Genomic DNA, 25,389 nt, shown 5'->3' on the forward strand with positions numbered 1-25,389 from the left:
TGAAAAAAGAGTGCAACCTGTTTGCAAAGTTGCTAGGGACAATTGGCACAAACCCCTTTGTATACCATACTGGCACTGGAAGCTCTAAAACCAGAGGGTATTTGGGTTTGTGGGATTTTAGACTGTGTTAGGCAATAGGTTTCACCGCATTTCACACAATGAAAATGTACATGCTGGTCTTGTGGTTCGCATTCACAACCCTCTTCACAAAGGGCATACTTCATAGAGCCTGTACCGTCCTCGATACTGTGGATTAGCTTTTTATCTTCAAATGTTTTGAGCGTACGGTAAAGCGTAGCTTTATCGGCTTGCTCAAACTTTGCATCCAAATCACTCAAACTGATAGCAGAACCAGATTCAACCAGTTTTCTGAGCACTAAGAGGCGCATGGTGGTGGGTTTGATTTTTCTCTTTTCAAGTCTGTTTTCTAATTCGCTCATAAAAACCAAAGATTGTCTTTTCCAAATTCAGGTATTTCATTTCCATCAAAATGAGGGAGCATTTCTGCTACCATTTCAGGGTATTTGATGGTAACTGGTAAGTTCTGTTGTCTTACTGATTTCCAGTACATACGGCTGAATTGATATACCTGATCAATCAATTCTTTCACGGTCTTATATTCGTCTACCAATTCTTTTTCTGTACAAAAGATTTTCAGTTTTATCGGGAACGGAAAGCCGTCATGGAAGCTGTAGAATTTTGGGCTGTATCTTGTGTTGTTAAATAGCAGGAACTTGTTGTATCCAACCTTTATGAAAGTGCCACTCATTGGCATAAGGTCTTTCCAACTGTTATCAAATGCAACAATGTCCGAGGATTCTGTCTTGTTGATGGAAACTATAAATACTGGAATGTCTAAGCCAAGGTCTTTGAGGCCGTCTTCTATCGGTTGTAGTTCATCTTGCCTCATACTCTTGTAGAAGTGTATAACAAGGCGTTTGATGCCTGTATTTACATTTGCATACTCCTTTACTGCTCTGATAATTGAACCTGCTAACTCTTTTGTTTGGTCTTTTTGGAAGCACTCAAAACGGTTGAATTTCCCATTATTAGCGAAGCTAAAAGCACTGCCAATGTATTGTATATCTACCTCTGAGTTTCTGAATGCTCCAATCCCTACAATCAATTCGTTCTTGAGCTTGGTATCCAGTTTCCACGGAATGCCGTTCAATTTGGCTAAAATGGCAATTGCAATATTTGGTAAGCTGTAATAGTACTTTTCATTAGTCATTACCTTTTCTCCATCAATTACCTGTGAGGATACACCTTCCTTTAAAAGCAATTCTTTCAGCTTGTAGTATATCTTCCTTCTTGATTTGTCTGCTGAGTTCTTGGAGAATGGACTGATATAAATGGCGATATACTGAATATCTGATTCAAAGTGTTTGTTGGTAACCGCTTCATAGATTTCTGGCCATGGATTGTCTCTGTCTTCAAATCTTATACTGAACCCTTTTTCAGTATGGTATGGCGTATGAATAAACTTGGTCAATCCTTTGAAGCCAAATTCTGATCCTTTGAAATAACCGTCCATCTTCTGAGCGATATGTTGATCATCTTTATGGAAGATGAAAAAGAAGTGAATTTTAGAAGTAGAGCTGAAATCAAAGGGGCCATGCTCTTTCATTCCATCCATTGGCACAATGCCAGACTTCTGTTCACCGAATAAAAGGCGGTTACTGGAATTATTGACTGACCCGATATTGATTTTATTAACTGGTATGAATCCATTGGAGGTAATTGGAATGATTGCTTTGAACTCCTCTGTATTCAGGTATTGATTGTAGAACTTGTCGATTCCCTCTCTAAACTTTTTGTACTTATTGGTTTTGTCCGGGGCTTCCGTTCCTTGCATTAATGCATCTCTGATTTCGAAATTCCATACTGGATACACCTTGTCATATTCTCGTTTACCGCTATCAGGTAACTCATCAAAACGGTACAGACCCTTTTCATACACTACCCAATTAATATCTGTCGGTGATACATCCTCTAAAAGAGTGGAAACAGGAACTTTGAAGATTTTGGATTTACCTTCAAATGTCACCAACAATTCAAGACTGTCGGAAACTGTCTTAAACTGTACTTTGAGTGAGAAGCGGTCGAATATCTTGTACTTGCCTGTGGTGTCTTGTTTGGCACTTGGAAGCCAAACTTCTGTATCACTTACAAAATTGGGCTTCACTAAAAATCCTTTCTCCTTGAAATGGCTATGAATGAGTGAATTGTAATATCTCTTTAGTACTGAAGTGGAAAAGGTAGAATTACGGATGGTATATGACCGTTCTTCTCCTTGCTCATTTGTCTTGGTTTCAAACTGCGGACTTGTTGGTTTTGATACGACTAAGAAATCTTCCTGCTCAACTGTAAATGAGGTGTAATAATGGTCTTGCTCTCCATACTTTTCAATGACCTCATCAGGCACTAAAGATTTGTAAATCCTTGTGAGGTTGTCTTGTTCCTGGTCAGTGAAGTAAAAGGTTTGCTCTTCCTGAGGGTGATTGAATGTGAGTATGTTGAAAGAGTGGCTGGCCATAAAAGTTTACTGTTTAGTTAGTTCATTTTTTCAGTTGTAATTTTTTTAATGCCAGTTCTACAATTTCCTCAGCTAGCGGTTCTTTGATTAAATCGGATGCAATTTTTTCACTATAAGCCTGAATGAGCAGTTCACCTTCAGAAACCTTTAAAATCAAAGCGAGTTTTTCGATTTGTTCTCTCGTAGGGAGTCTGTCGCCATTCTCAAACTTGCTTATCATAGAGGTGTCTACATCTGTAGCTGCTGCGACTTGTCGCATTAATAGCCCTTGTTTAGATCTTAATGTTTTCAGTTTAGTACCGAAACTTTCCATGTTGGCAATATAAAACTTGACAAATAATGCCAAATATAGGAAAACAAAAGAAGAAATAAAGTAGGAATGAATATGAATTTAATGTTTCAGGAGTTTAAGGAAATAGAGGATACCAAGGATTAACTTTCCTTAGTATCCTTAACTTCCTCATTTTCCTCAATCGAGGTGTTTAGGTAGTTGTCCTGAGACTCACGGTGAAGCAGACCTGATTTGCAGAAGTCAGTGATATAGCCCTCTGATGTTTTGTTTGGAATGTTCAAAGCTGTAGCCACTTCAAGATACTTTTGTCGGTTGAAGTGCTTGGGCAGCTTGTTCAAGAATTTCTCTTTCCTGTTTAATCGAGTAGGTTTCTGAACGTCTTCTGGTAGTTCTGCAAATACTTTACTCGAATGCTTTACCAATACTTTGACCATAGCAAGCGAAGCTTGAAAGTCTCTTTCTTCACAAATCATCTTTGATGATGTTTCGCCTGTTTCCATGATCCGCAAAGCGGAGAATATCATGCAGAAACGATAGGCAATCAATCCTAATCTTCGGATGGTTGCCATATAGTCGATACCCTGAATGCTCATGTACTTTTCTTGTATCTGACCAAAGAACTGATTGAACTGGTCTTGCTGGTCAGCGGTGAGAAAGAATTGAACATCCTGTCCAGCTTTTAATGAACTGTAAAGATTGAAAAACTCATTACCTAAAGCATCAAAGTAGTCGTCTAATCCATTGGTAGTTTGCGAAGCAAATACATTCTTCCACACTGGCCGAACATTCATGTAATAGAATATGAAACGGCTGAATAAGCCGTTTTCTGCATTCGGGATTAAGGCCGCTACTTGCTTGGGTGTACCTGACAAGACAGTAGAAAGGCAAGGGCTTTCTATGTCCACATATTCACGGTCTGTCCTGCGATAGTAGGAAATGGTTTCATGGTGAAAGGCTTTTCTAAAGCCGTCACTATAGTTACCGTAATCGCTCTTAAAAGCATGTGCAAGTGTGTCACCCTCAGTTTCAAATATCAGTCCTTTACCATCACTATCACCTAATAATTGATAAGCTCCTGTGGAGCTGTTATTGGCAGGGATAAAGAGCATCTTTTCGGGTGGCTTCTCGGGTTTCTCTATTCCTTCAACTTTTCCTTTGTTGGCGTTGTATTCAGCCAATTCCAGTTCGTAATGTTGCTTGTGGAGTTTTGCTTGTTCCCGAAACTCTTTGTGTACTGGATTCACTAATTGACGACAATGCACCAAACGACCTTTACCTGCTGAGGCTTGGGCAGTAATGAATAGAAACAGATTGGAGTAGACACGCTTGCCATCATAGATTCCTGACACTTTGGGTAAACAGGCACTAATAGCCACTAAGGAGCCAAGGAGTAGAATATCCCTTTCTTCATTGGAAGTGGCTATCTGTATTACCTTTTGCAAAAACTCAGGAAGTTCAGGAAACAAGGAATTTGGGAATGTTGGCATTAAATCCGGTTCTTTTTTGTTTTCTGCCTGAGTGTTGAGATTCTTGCTTTGGTATTCAGACTTGCTTGCAGGGCTGTAGTCCTGTCGTTCCTGCTTTGGTGTAGCCAAAGGAATGCCCGCTTGTTTGGCATGAAAAAAGAAGGTTTTCAGGGAAACTCCCTGACCTCTTGCCTTCATGCAATTATCAAACTGCTTGTCGCATTCCAGTGTGGAATACTCAGGATGATATTGACTAACACGGTGAAACAGGTTTCTACCTGTCTCACCAAACTCATCCGCAAAGGCAAAGCCGATGTTTACCCAATCACTGTAAGCGGAGGTAATATCTATACGGCTGGCCTCAATGCCTTTAATGATTCGTTCAACTTCTTCGAGTTGTGTAGTTGTATTGTAATTGCTTTGCTCTGTAACTTTTACTTGTTGGTCTGGCTTATCAAGCCATTCCAGCGGATTGAATGTTTTTCGCTCCATAACCTATATGTATTTAGGGTTGATGAATATGTCTGTATCATGCGGAAGGAAACATGCTCTTGAAATGTCCTTTCCTGATTGGTCTACTTCAATCTGGTAGGTGTGGGAAACGTAGTTTGCCACTGCCTTGAAATAGTCCTGGTGTTTTGCCTGTGTCAAGTCAATCGGTATTACCCATTTTAATCCATCACCTGAAGGAGACACAAACAGTAGCTCTGTTTCAAAATAATGGTCATTGAGTAATGATTGCTTGAGTGTTGGGATGTCCTCAATGTGGTCAAAATCGATTGTGAGCAAACCTGAGTGTCTTTGGAGGTTTGCATCATTCCGTTTAGAGAATGAGCCTGAGAAGGTCACATAATCGAAATTTTGAGCCTTGTACTTTCGGGCATCCTTTGGCTCGGAGATATTGCGAAGTGTACTTGTACACGTAGCAAAATCATTGCCTTTGATGAGGTGGTACACCTCAATCAAGGAGACTTGGCGACTTGGTTTCACATTAGAAACAGGCTTTTTGAAATAGCTGAATACTGGCGGTGTAGGCTTTTGAATTTCAGGAATAGCAACCGCAGGTTGCGTTTCCTCTTGATGATAAAAACCTCTTTCCTTGCCAATTCTCAGGTATAGTTCTTCATTGATCTTATCGAGAAGGGCTTGCCCTTCGAGGCTGAAATGCAATGAAGCAAAATCAAAGCCATTGCCCTGTGCAATGGCTTCTTCTGTATCTGTGTGTGTAGCAATGCCGTCAACTACTTTAACCATCAATGTGGGCTTGTCCGCATTGAATGGATTCTTAGCAGGTTTGCAGTCCCGTCCCGAAAGGGATAGGACTGTTTCACCCTGATAGTAGTGGCGTAACACATGGGCATAGATATTCAAGCCGTAATGTGTCTTTCTCAAAATGGCTTCTCTACTGATCTCCATAATGCTTTGATTTTGAAGGTGAGTAGTTGGATTCCAGTAAAGCTTCCATATCAGAAACTTTGTAATAGAACTTGCCATTGATTCGGCTGTAGGGAAGAACCCCACTATCCCGAAGGGATTGAAGGGTTCTTTTGCTAATATGCAGCGTTTGCATCACTACCTGTCCGTCAATCCATTCATCACTGAATTGCTCCAATCGTGACTTATGGAAATTGAGGAGGTAGGCTTTGATTGTTTTGATGTCCTGTGCAAGTGTCAGGAGCATATCGAATACCTCTGTCATAGCTTTACCCTCCCTTTCTTGATTAGGTAATCCGCAGCTCTGCGGTCTATTTCTTCCTGAGTAGAATTGCGGTTGCGAAGCAACCAGCTTTCTAACTCCGTTCTCTTGAAATAGAGCTTCTTTCCGTTTGGCTTGTAGTGTGGAATATTGCCTCCACTTGTCAACTTGTACAAGTGTGACTGTGAAAGCTCCAAGTACTGGCAAGCCTCATTGAAGTTTAAAACTTCTTTCGTGTAAATCCCCTGGCTCTCAATTAGGCGTTGGAGATTTTCAAGACGTTCAATTATTTCGTCCATCTTAAATCGTATTAAGAATTAATGAATGGACTCTTGGCCAAAAGTCATATCCGATTGTCGAATACGATGCTAAAGTATGAGGCTAAAAGGGGCGTTATGAGGCTCTAAAGTATGGTGCAGTGTAGAGTGCAGAGTGCAGAGTGGGCTGTAAAAATTGATAGCCCACTTTTAAGGTAAAAGAGGACTAAACAAAAACAGAAAAAAGATAAAAGGAGTATAGTGCAGAGTGGACTATATCAGGTGCGAAACTGCCTTTTCTATTTTATCTCCTGTCAGGTTCGGTCTTTTTAAAGACCTGAACTTTGACCTGTCAAAGGAATTTCCATCAGTATCAACGAAGCATAGGCAAGTCACTTCCCATTGCTTTTGCTTTAGATCATCCACCAACTTATACTCTGAGTATATCAGCTTAATGAAATAGAATAGCTCGCTGATATTTCCTGTCCATTCTATAGGTGTTTTGATTTCACCTCCTGAGAATACCTTTTTGAAGTTGAGTAGGGTTGTGGATTTGCTAATGAAATGATTCAGCTTTAGACTATCCCATAGATCGGTCAATTTATCTGGGTTGGTGGGTAACTGTTTGTAGGTAAATGAATGAAATGAATTTACCGTTGCTGTGGATTCCGTTTTGGCTGCTGGTACTGGTTTGGATTCAACTTCAATTACTTGAACTGGTTTCAAGAAATGGTTGTCCGGGATAGGTTCTAAAAGTAGTTGGCTGTAAAAGTCCTCCAGTATGAATTGATCATCTATCCAAGTGCTGAAAGCATTTTGGATTTCTAAGTAAAGCTGCATGTATGCAAGCTTTAGAAGCTGTACGATGAATGTGTTTGCCTTGTGGGTTTGGTCTAATTCAAAGGATGTTTTTTTAGGATCTATGTACGTCAGTGCATAGTCCTTTTCTTTAATGAGTTTTCCAAGGTCTTTTAAGCGGGTTTTAATCCGCTTGTTGAGTGTGTCTTCAAGCCAATACTTGATTAAGTTTTCGTTGTTGTCCTCCTTGATCAGTTCCACAAGCCTGACACATTCTGATTTGACATTATTTAATATCAGTTTGGAATAGTACTTTGTTTTGTGATCGAATGGCCTGTGAAAGCTGATTTCATATTTGAATTGAAAATCTGTGGAGGCTTCCTTTACGCTACTGAGTTTGGAAGCATACTTTTGATCAAGGCTGTTTTTTCCTAACCAAGGGCGAAGCTCTTGGTACAGGATGTCGTCAAGTAATTTGGTTTGATTGCTCATAGGTCAAGTTTGATTTTGTTGGCTGCTTCCTGTTTCTTTTCATCTATGATTTTCGCATAGACTTGGGTGGTCTTCAATTCCTTATGGCCTAAGAGCTTTGAGACTGTGTAAATATCAGTTCCTGCCGTAAGCTGCAAAGTGGCATAGGTATGACGGGCACAATGGAAAGTGATGGTTTTGGAGATACCAGCTTTCATCATCCATTGTTGCAATTTCAGGTTATGCCATGCAGAGTATTTCAATCCTTTGAATACTCGCTCTTCTGGAGCTTGCCTTTCACCGAGCAAGCCAAAGGCTTGTTCTGAAATAGGGAGGGTTTCTGCTCCCTTGGTTTTCTTTTGTCTGAATCGGATGTAATACCCGTTATCATTTGAGTGCTGCACCTCTGACCAGAGTAGCTTATTAATGTCTGACCACCTCAGACCTGTAAGGCATGAAAATATGAATGCCGTTTTCATCTGAGGTATTTCACATTCCGTATTGGCTGCTGCTTGAAGTTCCTCCAAAGTCAGAAATTCTCTTTCAGGTTCACCTTGTTTAAAGGCGTTAACTCCTTCACTTGGGTTGGTAGGTAGAATGCCGTCTTTCACTGCTTGCTTTAAAGCTGCTCGCAGCTTGTTAAAGTAGGAGTACTTAGAATTTTGAGATAGTTTCTGGTCACCATGTGCAATAGCCTTCTTATCAAGGTAGTATTTGAAATCCTGAATAAACTGTCGGTCAATATCTGAGAAGGATACCTCATAGGAACAGAAAGCCTTTAGATGTTTCAGCATACTTGTCCAATTGCCGTAATTGCCTGGACTGTCTTGTCTCTGGTTGGCAAGTAGCTCAATATATGCAAGGAAGCTGCCTTTTAATTTCTCATTGTCTCGGAATCCATAAACACCGTTTTGGATTTCGATTTGTCGCTGTGCTCTAATAGTCTCAGCTAATTGAAGGGTCTTTTTATTGACTTCCTTTTCTTCCTTGGTTTTGGCATTAGGAGAAAGGTATAATTTGAGGTATTCGGTTTTCCTTTTCCCTTTGTGGTAGTAGTCGAGGTATAGACTGGTCTTGCCACCTTGATTGCGTTTTCTTAGTGTTACTTTCATGCCTGAAACAGTTTTTCGATTTCTTCTCTCTTGATGATGGTACGGCTACCAATTTTCGCAGCTTGAATTTTTCCGTTCTTGATCTGACGGTACAGAGTCATTCTACTTGCTCCAAGTAGTTTGCAGGTTTCGGCAATACTTAGAAAGTCTTTGTCTTTGACTTGCTCCTGATTGTATTCTTGTTTCTGTACCGCAGTAGGGGCAATCTCCTGCACCTTCTGGTCTCTCTTGCGTTTCTTGTAGGCACGCTTGGCACAGTTATCACCACAAAATTTGGTCACAGTTGTCTTTGCGATAAACTCAGTACCGCAATGCTGACAGATTTTGGGAACTCGAATGTTGCTGCTCATGGTGTTTCCTTTTTGGGCTTGTTTCTGTATCAGAGTGTATCCCTTTGTATCAGGATGTATCTGTATGTAACATTATCTCGCCTCTATCTTAAAAATCTGTTGCTAACAACAAATATTGATTGTTCAGCAACAAATTAGAAACGAAAGATAGGAAAAAATAGGAAAATTAGCAACAAGTAAAGGAAGTAAAAACAGTCTAATAGCAAGTAAAAGAAGGGTTTAGCGTATCAAGGGAAATGTAATTACTTTCCGATACAAAACTTACTAAAGATGTTGTCCAGTAGGTCATCCGTGGTAATCTCGCCGGTGATTTCTCCCAGATGATGCAGCGCATGTCGGATGTCCATGGCTAGAAAATCATTGGTGATCTGTTGATCGATACCGTTCAGGACCCGATCCAGCGCGTCATTTGTCTGCTGGAGGCTTTCGTAGTGGCGCATATTAGTGACGATGGTATTGCCTGTTTTGAAATCGTCCAGCGAAACCAGCTCCTTCAGTTTTGCTTTGAGGTCTTCCAGGTTTTGCTTCTGACTGGCAGAGATAAACAACGCCCCGTCCGCAGCGAGCTGCTGTTGGATTTCAGCTTTAGCCTGATCCAATTTATTGCCAATAAGAAGGTAAGGGATGTCTAAATCTCGCAGGTAAGCTATCTGCTGCTGGATGTCATCCAATGTGTCATGGATCATGTCGATTAGGTAGATGATCACTGAAGCTTCTTTCATTTTAGCATAGGTGCGCTCCACACCGATGGCCTCCACTTTGTCCTCCGTGGTGCGTATACCGGCCGTATCCGTAAAGCGGAAAGCAATGCCTTCCACATTGATTACATCTTCGATCACGTCCCGTGTGGTGCCCGGTATGTCCGACACGATGGCTTTTTCTTCATTGAGCAGGGCATTGAGCAGGGTTGATTTGCCAGCGTTTGGTTTACCTGCAATCACCGTGGGGATGCCGTTTTTGATGGCATTGCCGAGTGTAAAGCTTTCAGTCAGCCGCGTGATCAGACCCTTCAGGCTGTAAATGAGTTTTTTGAGGTCCTCTCTGCTGGCAAACTCGACATCTTCTTCCGAAAAATCCAGTTCCAGCTCGATCATACTGGCGAAGTGCACCAGCTCTTCGCGTAGGTTTTTGATTTCTTGTGAAAGTCCACCTCGCATCTGGTTCATGGCTGCCCGATGCATAGACTCGTTTTCGGAGGCTATCAGGTCGGCCACCGCTTCGGCTTGCGCCAAATCAAACCGGCCATTGGCAAAGGCCCGCTGGGTAAATTCTCCCGGATGGGCAAGGCGTGCCCCTTTGCTGAGAATAAGTTTGATCAATTGCTGGATGATGTACGGACTACCGTGACAGGAGATCTCGATTACATCCTCTTTGGTGTAGGAGTTGGGTCCCTTAAACAAGGAAATGAGCACTTCGTCTACTATGACATCTTCATCGCGGATAGTACCCAGGTGGATGGTGTGGCTTTTGGCGGATGCCAGGTCTTTACCTTTAAATATGCCATTGACCAGCTCAATGGTTTTACCCCCTGATACGCGAATTACGCCAATGGCGCCTACACCTGCAGGTGTAGCCAATGCTACGATAGTGTCCAATTCCATTCGGTAAAATTAATGGGAGTGGACTGGCTCACCAAGCTTGGGAAGATCTCTGATCGTGATCAGGTCTAATTGACTGTTTATTGCGTAAAAACAATGCGTTTTGATGGGATTTCATACTTCACTTGGCCAATTTCGCGGTTGGATTAATCGATGAAGCCAGCCTGACAGGATTATACATGAGTTTGAAGCGGGAAATATTAGATCAATTAGGAAAGCTACCTTCTGTCATTAAGAGTCGAGGGGAGTCCATATACAATGCCGGCTGGATGGAGGCTACGTACTATGAGGTGTCTGGTGAACAATTCGAGTTTGAGGTAAAAGGTAAGGTAGAATCATTTTACCATGTCAAATTAAACTTCTCACCCACAAAACATAGCTGTGAATGTGTGTACTATCACAACGAAGGGGAGTGCAAGCACATCGCTGCTTGTCTGCATTATCTAGTTGTAAGCCATGGTGCGGAGGAGTATGAGCGGGCAGCGTCCAAAAAAGCGATCCAACAGCCCATCCAGGTAGTGCCCACAGAAGATGCTATAGATCCCAAAGCCTTATTGGAGCCGCTCATTACCACTACTCGCAAAGAAGACTATGACTACACGGTGAGTCTCCATGCCGATGAGCTTCGGGTAATGCTCAGCAGCAAATGGAAATTTGTGAACGAGCAAGACGTTAGTGTAGGGGTAAAGTGGCACGATGGAGCCTATTGGCTGGCATGTAGTAACAAGTCTTGCCACAATAATTGTGACCATATACAGTGGCTGATTGCCTACATTCTCCGCTTTCGTACCCGCAATTTGCTTCTCGATTTGAGAGCTGAAGCTTATCATCAACGTAACGAAAATTTTCTTTTTCAGTCGGGGTTATCACTGCGCGAAGGAGAGCAAATTCAAGACCTGCTGGACACTTTTGTCATAGGGGAAGACGTACGGTTTTTCCCGAAAGGGCGTCTCAAAGGCGTTACGCAGGTAGGTCACATGGTGAGGCACCTGCATGAGGATGTGCTGGGAGGTATTCGTGACATACGTCAAAAAGAGGCACTGCTCGTAGGTGGTAGGCGTGAGGAAAATGCAGAGCGAAGAGTGCCTGCCTTTGTCTGGGTACTCAACCAAAACGAACAGTCGCTACAGCGGGTCATTGCGGTAAAAGGGAAACCCAATAAGGCCAATACCAAACTCAGCAGTCACTTAGAGGTGCTGAAAAGTCCGGGTGATCTCTCCCTCGAAAGTGGAGCTGGGATAAAAGAAGGGTTTTATCAGGCAGAAAAAATCAATTCCATTGCAGTGCTGGATAAGCAAAGGCAGCAGCTTAGTGAAATGTTTCACCTGGTCAATGGTTTTTTTGAAGCAACTCCACACGTCTTTCATTATGTGTATAGTGTAGATTCAGCCATGTTTGGGTCGGTGGAAAACTTTAGGCTATCCGAGCTCCAGCCGCTAAACCACCTGGAACAAGAAGTGAAGCTCAAATTCAGGTTTTTCCAGGAGGAAGATTTGTTCACGCTAAAATCCTATCTCGAGACCGCCAACAGAGGACTGATCGAAGTAAGCAGTGATATGGAGCTTTTTGATCAGATGTTGGTGCGCTACATGGGTACCGACTTGTATTTGATCAACTCCATGAAAGAAGCTCAGGCATTGAGTGGCCTATTGCAATCTGGAGTGTTTCGTACTACTCGTCAAGGGTTATCTGATTTTATTGAGCAGGTGTTGCAGCCTGTGGCGGAGCAGTTTCCTGTGGAGATCGAAGACGGAATTCCATACATCGCCTACAAAGATATCAAGCCAATGGAGCAGCGACTATACCTTTCAGAACTCAATCAGTTTGTGATGCTGCGTCCGGCAGTGCTGTACGAAGGTGGTCGGGAAGTCAATGTGATGGAAGATCATGAAGTCACCACTCATGATGGACAGGATCTCGTGGTTTTTGAGCGGAATAAAGAATATGAAGACGAGTTGGTTCAAAAAGTAGCAGCGCTGCATCCTGCCTTTCACATCAATACCCAGCAGTCATTTTTTCACCTGTCCCACAAAGAGTTGGTGAAGGGTCACTGGTTTTTACATGCTTTTGATCAACTCAAAGACATGGGCGTGCGGGTTTTCGGGCTCAATGATCTGAAAAATTTAAAATTCTCACCCCATCGTGCAAAAGTCAATGTAAGCTTCAAGTCCAATCAGGATTGGTTTGAAACGGCCATAGATGTAGCTTTTGGTAATACCAAAGTAAAGCTCAATGATGTACGAAAGGCCATCGAGCGCAACAGTAGCTATGTAGAACTATCAGACGGCACCCTTGGGATACTACCCGAAGAGTGGCTCCAGAAGTTTGGAAAAATCTTTAGAACAGCAGCGGTAGATAAAGGGACTGTAAAAATCTCCAAAACGAACTTCAATGCGGTGGATGACCTGGTAACGGAGGACGAACATCCAGAGATATTTGAAGAGATCAAGGAGAAAAAAGCAAGGTTGGAGAGCTTTTCCGAAATAGAACAAGTACAACAACCAAAAACGCTCCGAGCAGAGTTGCGTGACTATCAGCAGTCTGGCCTCAATTGGCTCAATTTCCTTCGGGAGTATGGCTGGGGAGGAATTCTCGCAGATGATATGGGACTGGGTAAAACCCTGCAGGCGCTTGCGCTCATTTGCCTGGAGCTAGAACAAAACCCTGATAAGCCCAACCTCGTCATTGCGCCTACTACTTTGCTATTCAACTGGAAAGCCGAAATAGAGAAATTTGCGCCGGGACTGGACTACTTCATTCACCATGGCCAGCGCTACGATAGTGTGGACGACTTTCGCAATCATCAGGTGGTACTCACCAGTTACGGTATTGCAGTGAATGACATTGCCCTGTTAAACAAGATAGATTTTAACCTCATCATAGCGGATGAATCGCAGGCCATCAAAAACCTCAACTCCAAGCGGCATAAAGCGCTCATCAAGCTCAATGGGAGGGTACGCATCGCTATGTCTGGTACGCCTATTGAAAACAATGTATACGAACTCTACGCTCAGATGCGTTTTGTCAATCCAGGGTTTTTTCAGGGGATTTCTACTTTCAAAGAACACTATGCAGCGGCCATAGAGCGAGACAACAACCCCGACTTGATCTCCGAGCTACGCAAAAAAATCAAACCATTTATTCTGCGCCGAACCAAGGAGCAGGTGCTCACCGAGCTCCCAGACAAGACCGAAGAATACCTCTACTGTGAAATGTCCGCTGGTCAGCGCAAAGTCTACGATGCTTTTCGCAATGAGTATCGGGACTATCTGATGGAGAAATTTGATGAAGAAGGGCTCGAAAAGTCTCAAATGTATGTGCTGGAAGGTTTGACCCGCCTGCGTCAAATATGTGATAGTCCACAACTCATACAGCGGGAGGGACTCACCGAGACCAGTTCGGCCAAGCTAGACGAGCTACTCAGTCATGTGATGGAAAAAACCGGCAAGCATAAGATCCTGGTTTTCTCACAGTTTGTGAAAATGCTTAAACTCGTAGAGCAGAAGTTTGTAGAAAACAAGATTTCCTACGAATACCTGGATGGACAGACCAACGTGAAGAGTCGTGAGCAAAAGGTGCGACGGTTTCAGGAAGATGATGATTGTCGTGTGTTTCTCATTAGTTTGAAGGCCGGCGGTACAGGACTCAATCTAACCTCAGCAGATTATGTCTACATCCTGGACCCCTGGTGGAATCCAGCCGTTGAAAATCAGGCCATCGACCGATGCTACCGCATGGGACAGAAAAAGAGCGTATTTGCCTATCGGATGATTTGTAAGGGCACCGTGGAAGAAAAAATTATTGCTTTACAGGACCGAAAACGGGAGCTTTCCAATGACATAGTTGGGACTGGGGACGGTATGATGAAAAAGCTGAGTCAGGAAGATATCGAAGAGTTGTTTAGTTGATTCAGAGTAACTGAATTTGATTGGTTTAAATAGCTGTTCGTACACTACTTTTGCCGCAAAATCGAAAACACATAGCAATGAAAAAGGTATTACTCATTTGTTTTTTAGTAGGTGGAATGATTACAGCTTCATCTGCACAAGAGTTAGGATTGCGCTTCGGAGACGTGACCGGTGGTAACGTGGCTTTGGATGCTATTTTTTCTACCGGAAAGTTCAATCGTATCCATGCCGATGTGTCAGCTGGTCACGGAGGACTGGGAGTTGATGCCCTGTGGGATTTCGTGTATTTGCCCTTTGAGGAGTTTGGTGAGCCTGGCTTTTACTGGTATGCAGGTGCAGGTCCGGGTCTATACATCAACGACCCGATATGGATCTCGGCCATGGCTGAAATAGGCCTGGAGTACCGCATAGCGGATGTGCCATTGTCCGTCAGTGCCGATTGGCGCCCTACACTCACGTTGGTACAGACCACAGACCTGTATTTTGGCCTGTTTGGACTCAATGTCCGATACATTTTTGATGGTGAATAATCGGAACTAATCTTGAGAAATTGGAGGGCTCGTTACAGGACGGGCCTTTTTTATTTGGGTCCACCCAAAAACGAATCCGAAGTTGAGGCCGGCTACTGTGGCCATAGCTCCTGCTATAGATCCATCTATCCAGTAGGCGATGTAGTAGCCTAAAATGGCCGCTAGTATACCAAAAACACAGCTGAGCCCGATCATATGGTGGAGTCGGGTGGTGATCAGGTAGGCCGTAGCTGGAGGCACGATGAGAAAGGCTACCACGAGTATAGCTCCCACGGATTCGAACGACGCGACGGTAGTGATAGAGACAAGGCTCATGAGCAAGTAGTGCCATATAGTAGCAGATATCCCGATGGCTGCCGCATAGGCCGGGTCAAAGGAGGTCAGGAAAAACTCTTTGTAGAATGGGAGAATCACCGCGAGAATTACCAGCAATACGATGCTGAGTACAATGAGCGCTTTTGGCCCCAATACGCTACCACTGTCAGTAATGATAGGGTCTATGGGTACGTAAGCGATTTCACCGTATAGCACACAGTCCTGATCGATATGCGCATCTCCGGCATAATATGATACCATGATCACGCCTATAGCGAAAAGCCAGGTAAACGTAACACCTATCGAAGCGTCGGTTTGTAGCTTTCCCTGCCGGTGAAAAAACTCTATAAGAAAAGTAGTAAATACCCCCACAAGCCCGGCACCTACCAGCATCCAGATAGAGTCCAGGTCGCTGCCAAGCATAAATGCAATCACAATTCCCGGTAGCACCGCATGAGAGATGGCATCACTGACCATGGCCATCTTGCGTAGAATAAGAAAACACCCCAGTATCCCGCAACAAATAGCGACCAGTGAGCCCGTGACTATGATAATCAGGTCATTCATTGCTTAGCGATTTTTATGTCTTTTTGTCGGTTATCCATTACCTAAAGTCTTATGTCTAAAGTCTCGAATCTTTTGTCTTCTGTCTCCTTCCTAATTATACGGAATATTCGAACTGTGCGGATCCTCGTCTGGGTATTCCAGGAGTTTTTCCAAACGGGCTTCTAGCTCCGGAGTGATCACGTGTTCGATCGTTTCTGCATCTTCGTGCACATGGTCAGGTGCTATTCTTAGGTATTTAGTCAGGTATAGTTCCCACAGGCGGTGTAGCCTGACCACTCTTCGGCCTTTTTGCAGACCTTCAGCTGTCAGCGACCAGGTGCCATTATTTCTTTTGATAAAGCCCTGTTTTGCCAGACGGTTGAGTCCTTCTCTAAATTGCCCTGAGCTAAACCTTCGTACCTCTTTTAGCTCTGCATTACTACGAGCTGCTTTAAAGTCTTCGGTGATCTCGCCTATTTTGTAAAAGCTTTTGAGTAGGTTTTCTTCCAGTAGTTGCATCTGAATTTTACGGCGTTTGAGAAGCTTTATGATGATGCCTTTACCTGGAGCAAAGAAAAAGGAGAACACTGCAATCAATGACAAAACCATCACAATCCAGGGGCCAGTAGGCATTGATGGGGTAGTGTAGGAGATAAATGCACCACTAACTCCCGACAAGGCTGCAAATATAGAAGCCAACACCAGCATGAAGGACAGTCGGTCCGACCAAAACCTTGCTGCTGCTGCCGGTGTAATGAGCATGGCGGCCATGAGTACTACACCTACTGCTTGTATGCCCGTAACTACCGCCATCACCGTGATGGAGGTGAGGAGCATCTCCATTTTTTTTACGGGTACGCCTATGGCCTCAGCGTAATCAGGGTCAAAACAGATGAGCTTGAATTCTTTGTAAAACAGAAAAACGGTTGCTAATATGACTATAGCAATCAGTCCAAAGGCCAAGAGGTCTTTGCCTATCAGGGCGGCGGCCTTTCCAAAAAGGAAGCTGTCCAGGCCACTTTGTGCTGCATTACCGGAGTGTTGGATCACTGTTAGGAGTAAAATGCCTATGCCAAAGAATACTGATAAAGCCAATCCGGTGGCGGTGTCTTCTTTGATTTTTGAGTTTTGGACGATGTAGTCCATCACTAAGATCGAAAGCCAACCAGTAATAAATGCTCCGATGATCAGCATAAAAGGGTCCTTGGTACCCGTCACTATAAACGATAGACAGATGCCGGGTAATACCGCATGGGACACTACATCACCTACCAGGGCTTTTTTCTTCAAAAAAGTAAAGCAGCCCACGATGGCCGAACTGATCGAAAGCAACACCGACCCCAGTACCACATAGCGGACATTGGGGTTTTGCATACCAAAGAATTCTATGAATACTTCTTTCATTGCTTTTCTCGTGTAGGGTACTGGCCTTTTTTCATGAGTTCGCCTACTTCAGTCAGTAGGGTGAGTTTGCCGCCATAGGTTTCTTCTAGTAGCTCTTGCGAAAAGGCCTTTTCGGTGGGGCCGGAGGCCACCAGGCGGAGATTGAGCATGATGATCCAGTCGAAATAGGTAGCGACAGACTGTAAGTCATGATGCACTACAATGACTGTTTTTCCCTGGCTAGCCATCTCTTTGAGTAGTTGGATAATAGCCTTTTCGGTGGCAGCATCCACCCCGGCAAAGGGCTCATCCATAAAGTAGATGTCGGCTTGTTGGGTGAGGGCTCGGGCCAAAAACACCCGCTGCTGTTGGCCTCCCGAGAGCTGGGAGATTTGACGTTTCTCAAATTTTTCCATGCCTACCTGCTGTAGCGCATAGCGCGCGGCCTCCAGATCTGCTTTTCTCAGGCGGCGCATTAGGCCTACTTTAGAGTATCTGCCCATCATCACCACATCCAGTACCGAAGCAGGAAAGTCCCAGTCCACTGATTCGCGTTGTGGGACGTAGCTCACTCGCTTGCGTACGGTATTCAGCTCCTCATCGAAGATTTTTACATACCCGGAGCTCAGCGGTACCAGACCCATTACAGATTTGATGAGTGTAGATTTGCCGGCACCATTTGGTCCTACTATGCCAGCAATGGCTCCTTTGGGCACGCTCAAGTCTATTCCCCACAGCACTGGCTTTTTGTCATAGCTTACCGTAAGGTCATGAATCTCTAATGCTGGATTTTGTACTTGCTCGATCATTGGTACTTATTTTAGAGATTGTGTAATAGTGGCCACATTGCTTCGAAACATCCCGATATAGGTACCTTCTGCGGTACCAGGCTCGCCCATGGCATCACTGTAGAGGTAGCCGCCCAGTTTTACTTCATGTCCGCGCTGCTTGCAGCCCTCCAGCACAGCTTTTATGGCTTTGTCAGAAACGCTCGTTTCCACAAAAATGGCCTTGATTTCATTGTCAATTATCAGGTCTGTAATGTCCGCAATGTCCCTTAGGCCAAAGTCAGAAACTGTGGAAATCCCCTGAATACCTTCTACGCGAATGTTGTACGCTCTACCAAAGTAGCGAAACGCATCATGAGCGGTTACCAGAATTCGTTGCTGTTCAGGAATGGATGCTAGTGTGGAGGTAGCATAGGAGTGGAGTGCTTCCAATTCTTCCAGGTATTGCACTGTGTTTTGCTGGTAATAATTAGCGTTAGTCGAGTCCACCTGCTGTAGTGTTGTGCTGATGTTTTGAACCACCTGCTTCCAGAGGTTTACGTCAAACCACACATGAGGATCATAGGTGTTTTCGTACTGCACGCTGGAGAGTAGTTCGGTCTTGTTTAGATTTTCGGCTGCCGCCAAAACAGTTTTTTGCCTACTCAGCTTTTGTAGTATATCTCCCATTTTTCCTTCGAGCAGTAGTCCATTATAGATGATAATGTCTGCCTTGTTGAGCTTGGCCAAATCACCTTGTGTAGCCTTATAAAGGTGTGGGTCTACCCCCGGGCCCATCAAGGCTTCGGCATCCATTTTGTCACCGGCTATATTGACCACAGCATCGTGCAACATCCCGGTGGTAGAGACCACTTTTAGGAGGTCGTTATTTGCTTCTTTAGAAGGGGTGCAGCCCCAAAAAAATATGATGAAAAAGAGCGTGAAAAATCTGTTCATTTTACTGCTAACATTATCGTTTTGGCAATCTCACCGGAGAGGTAAATTTTTTCGTGTTCGTCAATTTGAATCAATACCGAATTGTCAAATTCGACTTTGTCATGAATCATAATTTTAGACCCCAGTCTCATGTTGAGTTTGTCAAGGTGTCGGAGTAGGGAAGGGTCGCTATCAGGCACCTTCACCACGATGCCCTGAGTCTCTGGTTGAAGGTCTGCAAGGGGCAGTTGAGGAGCTTCTTTGATCTCTCCATTTTCATCTGGAATGGGGTCTCCATGAGGATCCATGGTGGGGTGGCCTAGAAACTTATCTAGACGTTGTGTGAGAAGGGAAGATTTGATGTGCTCGAGTTGCTCTGCTACATCGTGCACTTCATCCCAGTTGAAGCCCAATTTTTCCACTAGAAAAACTTCCCAAAGGCGGTGCTTGCGAATTACTTGCAGCGCTATTTTTCGGCCGGAATCTGTAATGGAAACACCACGGTATTTCTGGTAGTGGACCACACCTTTTTTGGACAGCCGGCGTAGCATGTCACTCACTGATGCAGGCTTGGTAGCCATCTCATCTGCTATAGAATTGGTAGATACATCCAGTCCGCTATCTTCAGATAGGTGGTATATAGCTTTCAGGTAGTTTTCTTCTGTCAGACTTAGTTCGGGGTTCATGTGTCAAAGTTAAAAATATCTTTAGATATATCTAAAAATATTTTTCATTGTTATCGTTTAAAGACCTATAATAGTTTAAAAATCAGATATTAAGAGTGAGTTTATGAAAGTATTAAATGAACTGTTGTTGAGCGTTGGAATTGAGTGTTTGTAGAGAACTTCATGAATTAGTAGAAGATCAATATTTGCTGAAGGTGCCGGTATTTTTATAGATATTCGTTCAAATAAAGCTTGATATTCTTTTGGCATGTCCCCACGCTGATTAATATTGCTGTTTCAGAATTTTACTCACTTTTAATAAAGCAAATGGAATTACGGGAAATCATAGAATCCGCCTGGGAGGATCGATCATTGATTACTAAGAAGGAAGTTTCGGTAGCGATCAAAACGCTTATCGATGATTTGGATATTGGCAAACGTCGTATTGCTGAGCCTTTAGAAGATGGCTCTGGATGGAAGGTGAATGAGTGGATGAAAAAGGCTGTAATCCTATACTTCCCTATGATGAAAATGCAGCTGATAGAAGTGGGGCCTTTTCAGTTTCACGACAAGATGAAATTGAAGTCTGGATACGATCAATTGGGCGTCCGAGTAGTGCCTCATGCAATCGCTAGATATGGTGCATTTATCAATCGTGATACAGTGCTAATGCCGTCTTATGTAAATATAGGCGCTTACGTTGATTCAGGCACAATGGTAGATACCTGGGCTACAGTAGGAAGTTGTGCGCAGATAGGTAAAGGTGTTCACCTGAGTGGCGGTGTAGGAATAGGTGGAGTTTTAGAACCAGTGCAAGCTGCTCCTGTTATTATAGAAGATAACGCATTTATTGGTTCGCGTTGCATCGTGGTAGAAGGCGTAAGAGTAGGTAAAGAGGCTGTTCTTGGAGCTAACGTTGTGTTGACTTCAAGCTCTAAGATAATCGACGTAACTGGAGACGAGCCTGTAGAGTACAGGGGGTATGTGCCAGAGCGTTCAGTGGTGATACCAGGTACCATGCCGAAGAAGTTTGCGGCAGGCGAGTATGGAGTGCCATGTGCGCTGATCATTGGCAAGCGAAAAGAAAGCACAGATAAGAAGACTTCTCTCAATTCTGCGCTTAGAGAAAATAACGTTGCAGTTTAAGAAATTTTGTTGGCACACATGTTGTTATCGATATGCTCGGGCCAACGGCTGACTTATATGCTGATAATCGTATTGTTATTAAGTTTACTTTCCGCTGGAGCACAGCCCACAAGCAGTGCTCCTGTGGATCGTCATAACTTCAAAAAGGGAGAACACCTCGAATTTAAGCTGAGCTACGGATGGTTTACCGTGGGCAAAGCCTCCCTGGATATAGACAACAACTACCACCCATACCAAAACACTGATTGCTTTAAAGTAGATGTGAAAGGCTCCACTGCTGGCTTGCTTGGAGTATTTACACACGTGGATGATCGGTGGGGTGCCTATGTGCGCAAGGATAACTTGTTGCCATTACATGCCTATCGTGATATCGAAGAGGGGAAATACATGCGTGTAGAGCGTACATACTTTGACCATGAAGCTGGCAAAGTAGAGGTGCTACGCTATGACCCTAGAAAAGAACAACGCAAACCGAAGCGCGTATATGAAATTCAGGGTGAGGTGTACGACCTAATGAGCTCCTATCTGTATTTGCGCAACCTCAACTTTTCCCAATATTCGAAAGGGGACACCATTCGGGTAAAGACTTTCTATGAAGATGAGCTTTACAATTTCAGGCTTGTCTATGATGGGAAGGAAACAATGGATTCTAAAGTAGGAGAGATCTCAGCACATCGATTGTATTTCCTCATTCCACCGAGTGATATTTTTCCTAACGAAAAAGGTATCATTGCATGGATATCTGCCGATCCGAACCACCTTCCGTTGCGAATTGAGGCCGAAATGTTTTTTGGAAAAGCCTATTGTGACCTTACTTCTTATAGAAATATAAAGTATGGTCCCGATTATCAATAGTCTGTTTCTATATTTGCGCCTAATTATGAATGTTATCAGGAATTTTGTTTTCGTCGCAGTATTTGCTTTTGTGGCAGCCTGTGGTGGTGAAAAGGTGAGTAAAGGGGATAAACTTTACAGTCTGGGAAAGTATAAGGAAGCCATTGCTGCCTACAATGCCGAACTGGAGTCTCATCAAGAGAGTGTTCACATCTTGTACAATAGAGGTAGATCCTACGAAGAGACTGGGCAGTTAGAGAAAGCAGAAGCTGATTTTCTCAAGGTACTGGAAAAAGACGAAAGAAACCTGAATGCAAATTTGAGCCTGGCTAAGCTCTACTATCGAATGAAGTCTTATAATCAGGCAGTTTTGTTTGCTGATAAGGCGATAGAACTTAACGAAAACTCTGCACAGGCGCACTTTTTAGTAGCCAGAGCTAAGCACCAGCTCGGCTATGTAGACAGTGCGTTGGAGTCCTACAGTTTGGCCATCAACATTAACCGAGACTATGGCGAAGCTTATCTATACAGAGGAGCTTTGAAGGTGCACAAAAAGCAGTCAAGTTCTGCTTGTGAGGATTTCCGAAAGGCCGTAAACCTCAACGTGCCCGAGGCTAAATCCATACTAAAAAAGTATTGTAAATAACTTTCCAAAGTCTTGAAAGATTTTCTAGCGGGCTTTTCTAATCTGGAAACGCCCTTTTATTTTTATGATCTCTCTATTCTGGATGAGACGATTTCGGCTATTCGGCAGGCCAATAGGTACGGCTATCACATCCACTATGCCCTCAAGGCTAACAACAATCCACGTATTCTGGAGCGCATCCGAAAGGCTGGGTTTGGTGTGGACTGTGTTAGCGGTAATGAAATTCGAATTGGGTTGGAAAATGATTTTGACGCGAGTCATGTCGTACTCGCAGGAGTAGGTAAGACCGATAAGGAAATCCAATACGCCATAGATCAGAACATCTTTTCCTTCAATGTTGAATCCATTCAGGAGCTGGAAGTGATCAATGAGATTGCGACCAAAAAGGGGAAGGTGGCTAATGTATCCATTCGGATCAACCCTGCCATAGATGCAGGTACCCATCATTACATCACTACAGGAGCGAAAGAGAATAAATTTGGCATCTCTGAAGATGAGCTTTTTGGAGCATTGGTCCAGATCCAGGCCATGACCAATATTCATTTCATTGGTCTGCACTACCACATAGGCTCTCAAATCATGGATCTGGGGCGCTTCAAAAACCTTGCTGTTCGGGTGAATGACATTCAGCAAAAGCTTGTGGCTAAAGGCGTGGAGCTACCTCACCTTAATGTTGGGGGTGGATTGGGTATAGATTACGAAAACCCCGATGAAAACCCTGTGCCTGACTTTGAGACCTACTTCAAAACTTTTCATGAAAACCTGGAATTGTTGCCCGGTCAGGAGCTGCATTTTGAATTAGGACGATCTGTAGTAGGCCAGTGTGGCTCACTTATCAGTAGAGCGCTCTATGTCAAAGAGGGTAGTGATACCAACTTCCTGATCATCGATGCGGGTATGAACGACCTCATGCGTCCGGCACTCTATCAGGCACAGCACAAAGTGATTAGCTTGTCTGGGCGATCAGAAGAAAAGAAATACGATGTAGTGGGGCCAGTGTGCGAGTCGTCAGATACGTTTGGAAAAGGGCTGATGCTGCCTGAAACCAAACGCGGTGATTTTTTGGTGATTCGTTCGGCTGGAGCATATGGTGAGACCATGAAAAACACCTATAATGCTCGCGAACTAGCTAAGCCGTATTATTCGGAAGATTTCTAAATCGCAAAACCAATAACCAGATACAGTAAGATAGCCAGTCCTCCGGTGGCCAAAGCATAGGGCAACTGCGTGCGTACATGATCGATGTGATCAGAGCCGGAGGCCATGGATGCTATCAGCGTGGTGTCAGATATTGGAGAACAGTGATCTCCGAAGACGCCACCACCCAGCACGGCTGCTACTGCCAGTGGCAGGTGCAGATCTACCGCCTGAGCGAGCGGTACCACTATAGATATCATGATGGCGAAGGTCCCCCATGAGGTGCCTGTACTAAAGGCTATAAAACAACTTGTGACAAAGATGACAGCCGGCGCCAATGATGGAGAAAGCCATGATTCGGTTACCCCAGCTACATACACACCCGTGCCCAGAGCCTTACAGAGATTGCCGATAGCAAAGGCCATCATCATTAAGGTAGCCATAGAAAGCATATCTTTCATACCTGCCATGCTTTCTTCGATGAATGCTGTGAGATTGATTTTCTTTTGAAACGCATAATATGCGCCCGCAAACATAACCGCGAGCGTCACAGCATATAGTACCGCAGCAGAGCCCGAAGCATCCGCAATAGATGCCCAAAGGTTGGCTCCCAGTGTCTGATCTTCCTGAGGGTTCCAGCCTGTATAAACTAAAAATAGCGGCATAGAGATGATCATTACCGCCAGAGGAATAAGCATATTTCTGGCCTTTCCATCGTCTTCCAATGCTGGGTTGGAAATGCTTTTGACCGGTGCAGAAGTCTGCGCTTCAAATCGTTTCATTGGCCCGAAGTTTTTACCTGTTACCGCCAATGTGAAAACTAAAATAAGGGTAAGAATGGGGTAGAAGTTGTACCCGATACTGTAAAGAAGCGTCTGAAAAGGAGCTACGCCCTCATAGACAGCCAGTAAGCCAATGATATAGGCACCCCAGGCGTTGATAGGAAAAAGGATGCATGATGGAGCTGAGCTGCTGTCAGCCAGATAGGCGAGTTTTTGGCGTGATATGCCAAACCGATCAAAAAGCGATTGAAATACCGTGCCTACAGTAAGTATTGAAATGTTTGATTCAATAAAAATCAGAAAACCTGTGAGACTAGCGGCCACCTGAAGTTTGGATTTTGGCTGCTTGCTTCGCAGGATACTCGTTTGAATTGTTTTTACAAAGCCATTAATGCCTCCTGAGTATTTGATCAGCTGAATGAGGGCGCCAATGAGCAAGGTGAACAAAATAGTTCGCGTGTTTCCCGGACTCGCAAATACGTCGATGAGTGCATCTACAGTATTTAGCAATCCCTGAAATACATTGCCACCAGCTATGATGATATAACCCAGGGCAAGTCCTAATAGGAGGGAAATCAGTACTTGTTTGGTGCGGATAGCCAATACAATGGCAAAAAGTGGGGGTAGGATGGATAAAAAACCAAAATCTGTCATTAGTGGGTTTTCAGTGATTCGTCTTTACGATTGGATTTTGCCCGGTAAAGGTACGTATCGAAAAGCATTGCGATTGCATCTTTAAGGATTTCTTCTTTGCTGTCTTTTTTTGCGTATTTGTTGAGGTCCACACTGGCTTGCCACACGAGTTTTCCAGTAGTCCGGTCAGTCAGTTCAAGTAAAATAACTGATTCTAGAATTGTGCGGATCGTATACTCTCTGTAGTTAAAATTATAAAAAGAGGTGCGCTCTGTCACTTCAGAACGCTGAGCAGAGACTAGCTCATACCGTAAAATCAGCTCCGGATCATTCGATACGCGCCTGTAAGACCGCTCATCCATCTGTTTTTCCAACTCTGAAGCGATAATGGACTGAACCTCCACGCCTTCAGCGGATATTTCACGCTGACCAGACTTGTAGTTTACGATTTCGTAAGTTTCATATGCAGCAAACCGTGCTTTTTCATTTGTAAAATGAATGACTTTTGGGCTACAGCTCCAAAAAATAAGGCTTATAATCCCTCCTAAGATCATAAGCCTTGCTGTGCTTTTCAGTATACTCATA

24 protein-coding genes are annotated in these 25,389 nt (G+C 43.8%); 6 read left to right on the forward strand and 18 right to left on the reverse strand.

Annotated features, from left to right (window positions below; all coding sequences use genetic code 11):
- Positions 1-32 precede the first annotated feature (32 nt).
- From C7460_RS18265 to mnmE, 11 genes are all read right to left on the reverse strand, one after another.
- The gene (locus tag C7460_RS18265) at positions 33-440 is read right to left on the reverse strand and encodes a Fur family transcriptional regulator (RefSeq protein WP_115869577.1); all 408 of its coding nucleotides are present in this window, start codon (positions 438-440) and stop codon (positions 33-35) included.
- Positions 437-2,536 (reverse strand): Piwi domain-containing protein, encoded by a 2,100-nt coding sequence (locus C7460_RS18270; protein WP_115869578.1) that lies wholly within the window; start codon positions 2,534-2,536, stop codon positions 437-439. Before C7460_RS18270 ends, C7460_RS18265 begins: the two co-directional genes overlap by 4 nt.
- 22 nt (positions 2,537-2,558) lie before the next feature.
- Positions 2,559-2,849 carry a helix-turn-helix domain-containing protein gene (locus tag C7460_RS18275; protein WP_115869579.1) on the reverse strand — a complete coding sequence of 97 codons (291 nt, stop codon included), beginning with the start codon at positions 2,847-2,849 and terminating at the stop codon, positions 2,559-2,561.
- A 119-nt stretch (positions 2,850-2,968) separates the two neighbouring features.
- Positions 2,969-4,786 carry a DUF3987 domain-containing protein gene (locus tag C7460_RS18280; RefSeq protein ID WP_115869580.1) on the reverse strand — a complete coding sequence of 606 codons (1,818 nt, stop codon included), beginning with the start codon at positions 4,784-4,786 and terminating at the stop codon, positions 2,969-2,971.
- Positions 4,787-4,789: 3 nt separating this feature from the next.
- On the reverse strand, positions 4,790-5,710 hold the full coding sequence (locus C7460_RS24135; protein ID WP_115869581.1) for a BT4734/BF3469 family protein: 921 nt from the start codon (positions 5,708-5,710) through the stop codon (positions 4,790-4,792).
- Positions 5,697-5,993, reverse strand: coding sequence for a helix-turn-helix domain-containing protein (locus C7460_RS18290; protein WP_115869582.1), 297 nt, complete (start codon positions 5,991-5,993; stop codon positions 5,697-5,699). Before C7460_RS18290 ends, C7460_RS24135 begins: the two co-directional genes overlap by 14 nt.
- Positions 5,990-6,289 carry a helix-turn-helix domain-containing protein gene (locus C7460_RS18295; protein WP_014022282.1) on the reverse strand — a complete coding sequence of 100 codons (300 nt, stop codon included), beginning with the start codon at positions 6,287-6,289 and terminating at the stop codon, positions 5,990-5,992. The genes C7460_RS18290 and C7460_RS18295 overlap by 4 nt, the downstream gene beginning before the upstream one ends.
- 231 nt (positions 6,290-6,520) lie before the next feature.
- On the reverse strand, positions 6,521-7,537 hold the full coding sequence (locus tag C7460_RS18300) for a hypothetical protein (protein WP_073093950.1): 1,017 nt from the start codon (positions 7,535-7,537) through the stop codon (positions 6,521-6,523).
- Positions 7,534-8,628, reverse strand: coding sequence for a site-specific integrase (locus C7460_RS18305; RefSeq protein WP_073093949.1), 1,095 nt, complete (start codon positions 8,626-8,628; stop codon positions 7,534-7,536). Before C7460_RS18305 ends, C7460_RS18300 begins: the two co-directional genes overlap by 4 nt.
- Entirely contained in the window at positions 8,625-8,909 is a 285-nt protein-coding gene (locus C7460_RS18310) for a helix-turn-helix domain-containing protein (RefSeq protein ID WP_245986460.1), read from the reverse strand. Before C7460_RS18310 ends, C7460_RS18305 begins: the two co-directional genes overlap by 4 nt.
- 311 nt (positions 8,910-9,220) lie before the next feature.
- Positions 9,221-10,579, reverse strand: a complete 1,359-nt coding sequence (mnmE, locus tag C7460_RS18315; RefSeq protein ID WP_115869584.1) for a tRNA uridine-5-carboxymethylaminomethyl(34) synthesis GTPase MnmE — start codon at positions 10,577-10,579, stop codon at positions 9,221-9,223.
- Positions 10,580-10,755: 176 nt separating this feature from the next.
- On the opposite strand from mnmE, the gene C7460_RS18320 reads away from it, so the two are divergent.
- On the forward strand, positions 10,756-14,484 hold the full coding sequence (locus tag C7460_RS18320; RefSeq protein WP_147303020.1) for a DEAD/DEAH box helicase: 3,729 nt from the start codon (positions 10,756-10,758) through the stop codon (positions 14,482-14,484).
- A 77-nt stretch (positions 14,485-14,561) separates the two neighbouring features.
- Positions 14,562-15,014 (forward strand): outer membrane insertion C- signal, encoded by a 453-nt coding sequence (locus C7460_RS18325; RefSeq protein ID WP_115869586.1) that lies wholly within the window; start codon positions 14,562-14,564, stop codon positions 15,012-15,014.
- A gap of 6 nt (positions 15,015-15,020) precedes the next feature.
- Here the strand turns inward: C7460_RS18325 and C7460_RS18330 are convergent, their stop codons facing one another.
- The 5 genes from C7460_RS18330 to C7460_RS18350 all read right to left on the reverse strand — a co-directional run bounded on the left by C7460_RS18330 (position 15,021) and on the right by C7460_RS18350 (position 19,647).
- A complete protein-coding gene (locus tag C7460_RS18330; RefSeq protein WP_115869587.1) occupies positions 15,021-15,896 on the reverse strand; it encodes a metal ABC transporter permease in 876 nt (291 codons plus the stop codon).
- A gap of 90 nt (positions 15,897-15,986) precedes the next feature.
- A complete protein-coding gene (locus C7460_RS18335) occupies positions 15,987-17,279 on the reverse strand; it encodes a metal ABC transporter permease (RefSeq protein WP_115869588.1) in 1,293 nt (430 codons plus the stop codon).
- Entirely contained in the window at positions 17,276-18,067 is a 792-nt protein-coding gene (locus C7460_RS18340) for a metal ABC transporter ATP-binding protein (protein WP_115869589.1), read from the reverse strand. Before C7460_RS18340 ends, C7460_RS18335 begins: the two co-directional genes overlap by 4 nt.
- Positions 18,068-18,073: 6 nt before the next feature.
- Positions 18,074-18,982, reverse strand: coding sequence for a metal ABC transporter solute-binding protein, Zn/Mn family (locus tag C7460_RS18345; RefSeq protein WP_115869590.1), 909 nt, complete (start codon positions 18,980-18,982; stop codon positions 18,074-18,076).
- Positions 18,979-19,647: a metal-dependent transcriptional regulator gene (locus C7460_RS18350; protein WP_115869591.1), complete on the reverse strand. Its 669-nt coding sequence runs from the start codon at positions 19,645-19,647 to the stop codon at positions 18,979-18,981. Before C7460_RS18350 ends, C7460_RS18345 begins: the two co-directional genes overlap by 4 nt.
- Positions 19,648-19,953: 306 nt before the next feature.
- Here C7460_RS18350 and C7460_RS18355 point away from each other — a divergent pair, with 306 nt between their 5' ends.
- The 4 genes from C7460_RS18355 to lysA are packed head-to-tail and all read left to right on the forward strand — an operon-like array spanning position 19,954 to position 23,410.
- On the forward strand, positions 19,954-20,772 hold the full coding sequence (locus tag C7460_RS18355; protein ID WP_115869659.1) for a 2,3,4,5-tetrahydropyridine-2,6-dicarboxylate N-succinyltransferase: 819 nt from the start codon (positions 19,954-19,956) through the stop codon (positions 20,770-20,772).
- A 57-nt stretch (positions 20,773-20,829) separates the two neighbouring features.
- A complete protein-coding gene (locus C7460_RS18360; RefSeq protein ID WP_170148093.1) occupies positions 20,830-21,627 on the forward strand; it encodes a DUF3108 domain-containing protein in 798 nt (265 codons plus the stop codon).
- A gap of 25 nt (positions 21,628-21,652) precedes the next feature.
- Positions 21,653-22,252: a tetratricopeptide repeat protein gene (locus C7460_RS18365; protein WP_170148094.1), complete on the forward strand. Its 600-nt coding sequence runs from the start codon at positions 21,653-21,655 to the stop codon at positions 22,250-22,252.
- 12 nt (positions 22,253-22,264) lie between these two features.
- Positions 22,265-23,410, forward strand: a complete 1,146-nt coding sequence (lysA, locus tag C7460_RS18370) for a diaminopimelate decarboxylase (RefSeq protein WP_115869594.1) — start codon at positions 22,265-22,267, stop codon at positions 23,408-23,410.
- Here lysA and C7460_RS18375 read toward each other — a convergent pair.
- Together C7460_RS18375 and C7460_RS18380 are read right to left on the reverse strand one after the other, a co-directional pair.
- The gene (locus C7460_RS18375; RefSeq protein WP_115869595.1) at positions 23,407-24,825 is read right to left on the reverse strand and encodes a Na+/H+ antiporter NhaC family protein; all 1,419 of its coding nucleotides are present in this window, start codon (positions 24,823-24,825) and stop codon (positions 23,407-23,409) included. The two genes, lysA and C7460_RS18375, sit on opposite strands and share 4 nt — an antisense overlap.
- Positions 24,825-25,388, reverse strand: coding sequence for a DUF4136 domain-containing protein (locus C7460_RS18380; RefSeq protein WP_115869596.1), 564 nt, complete (start codon positions 25,386-25,388; stop codon positions 24,825-24,827). The genes C7460_RS18375 and C7460_RS18380 overlap by 1 nt, the downstream gene beginning before the upstream one ends.
- Between the last annotated feature and the right edge of the window lies 1 nt (position 25,389).

This window comes from Marinoscillum furvescens DSM 4134 (assembly GCF_003386095.1).
In the GTDB taxonomy this organism is placed as follows: Bacteria; Bacteroidota; Bacteroidia; order Cytophagales; family Cyclobacteriaceae; genus Marinoscillum; species Marinoscillum furvescens.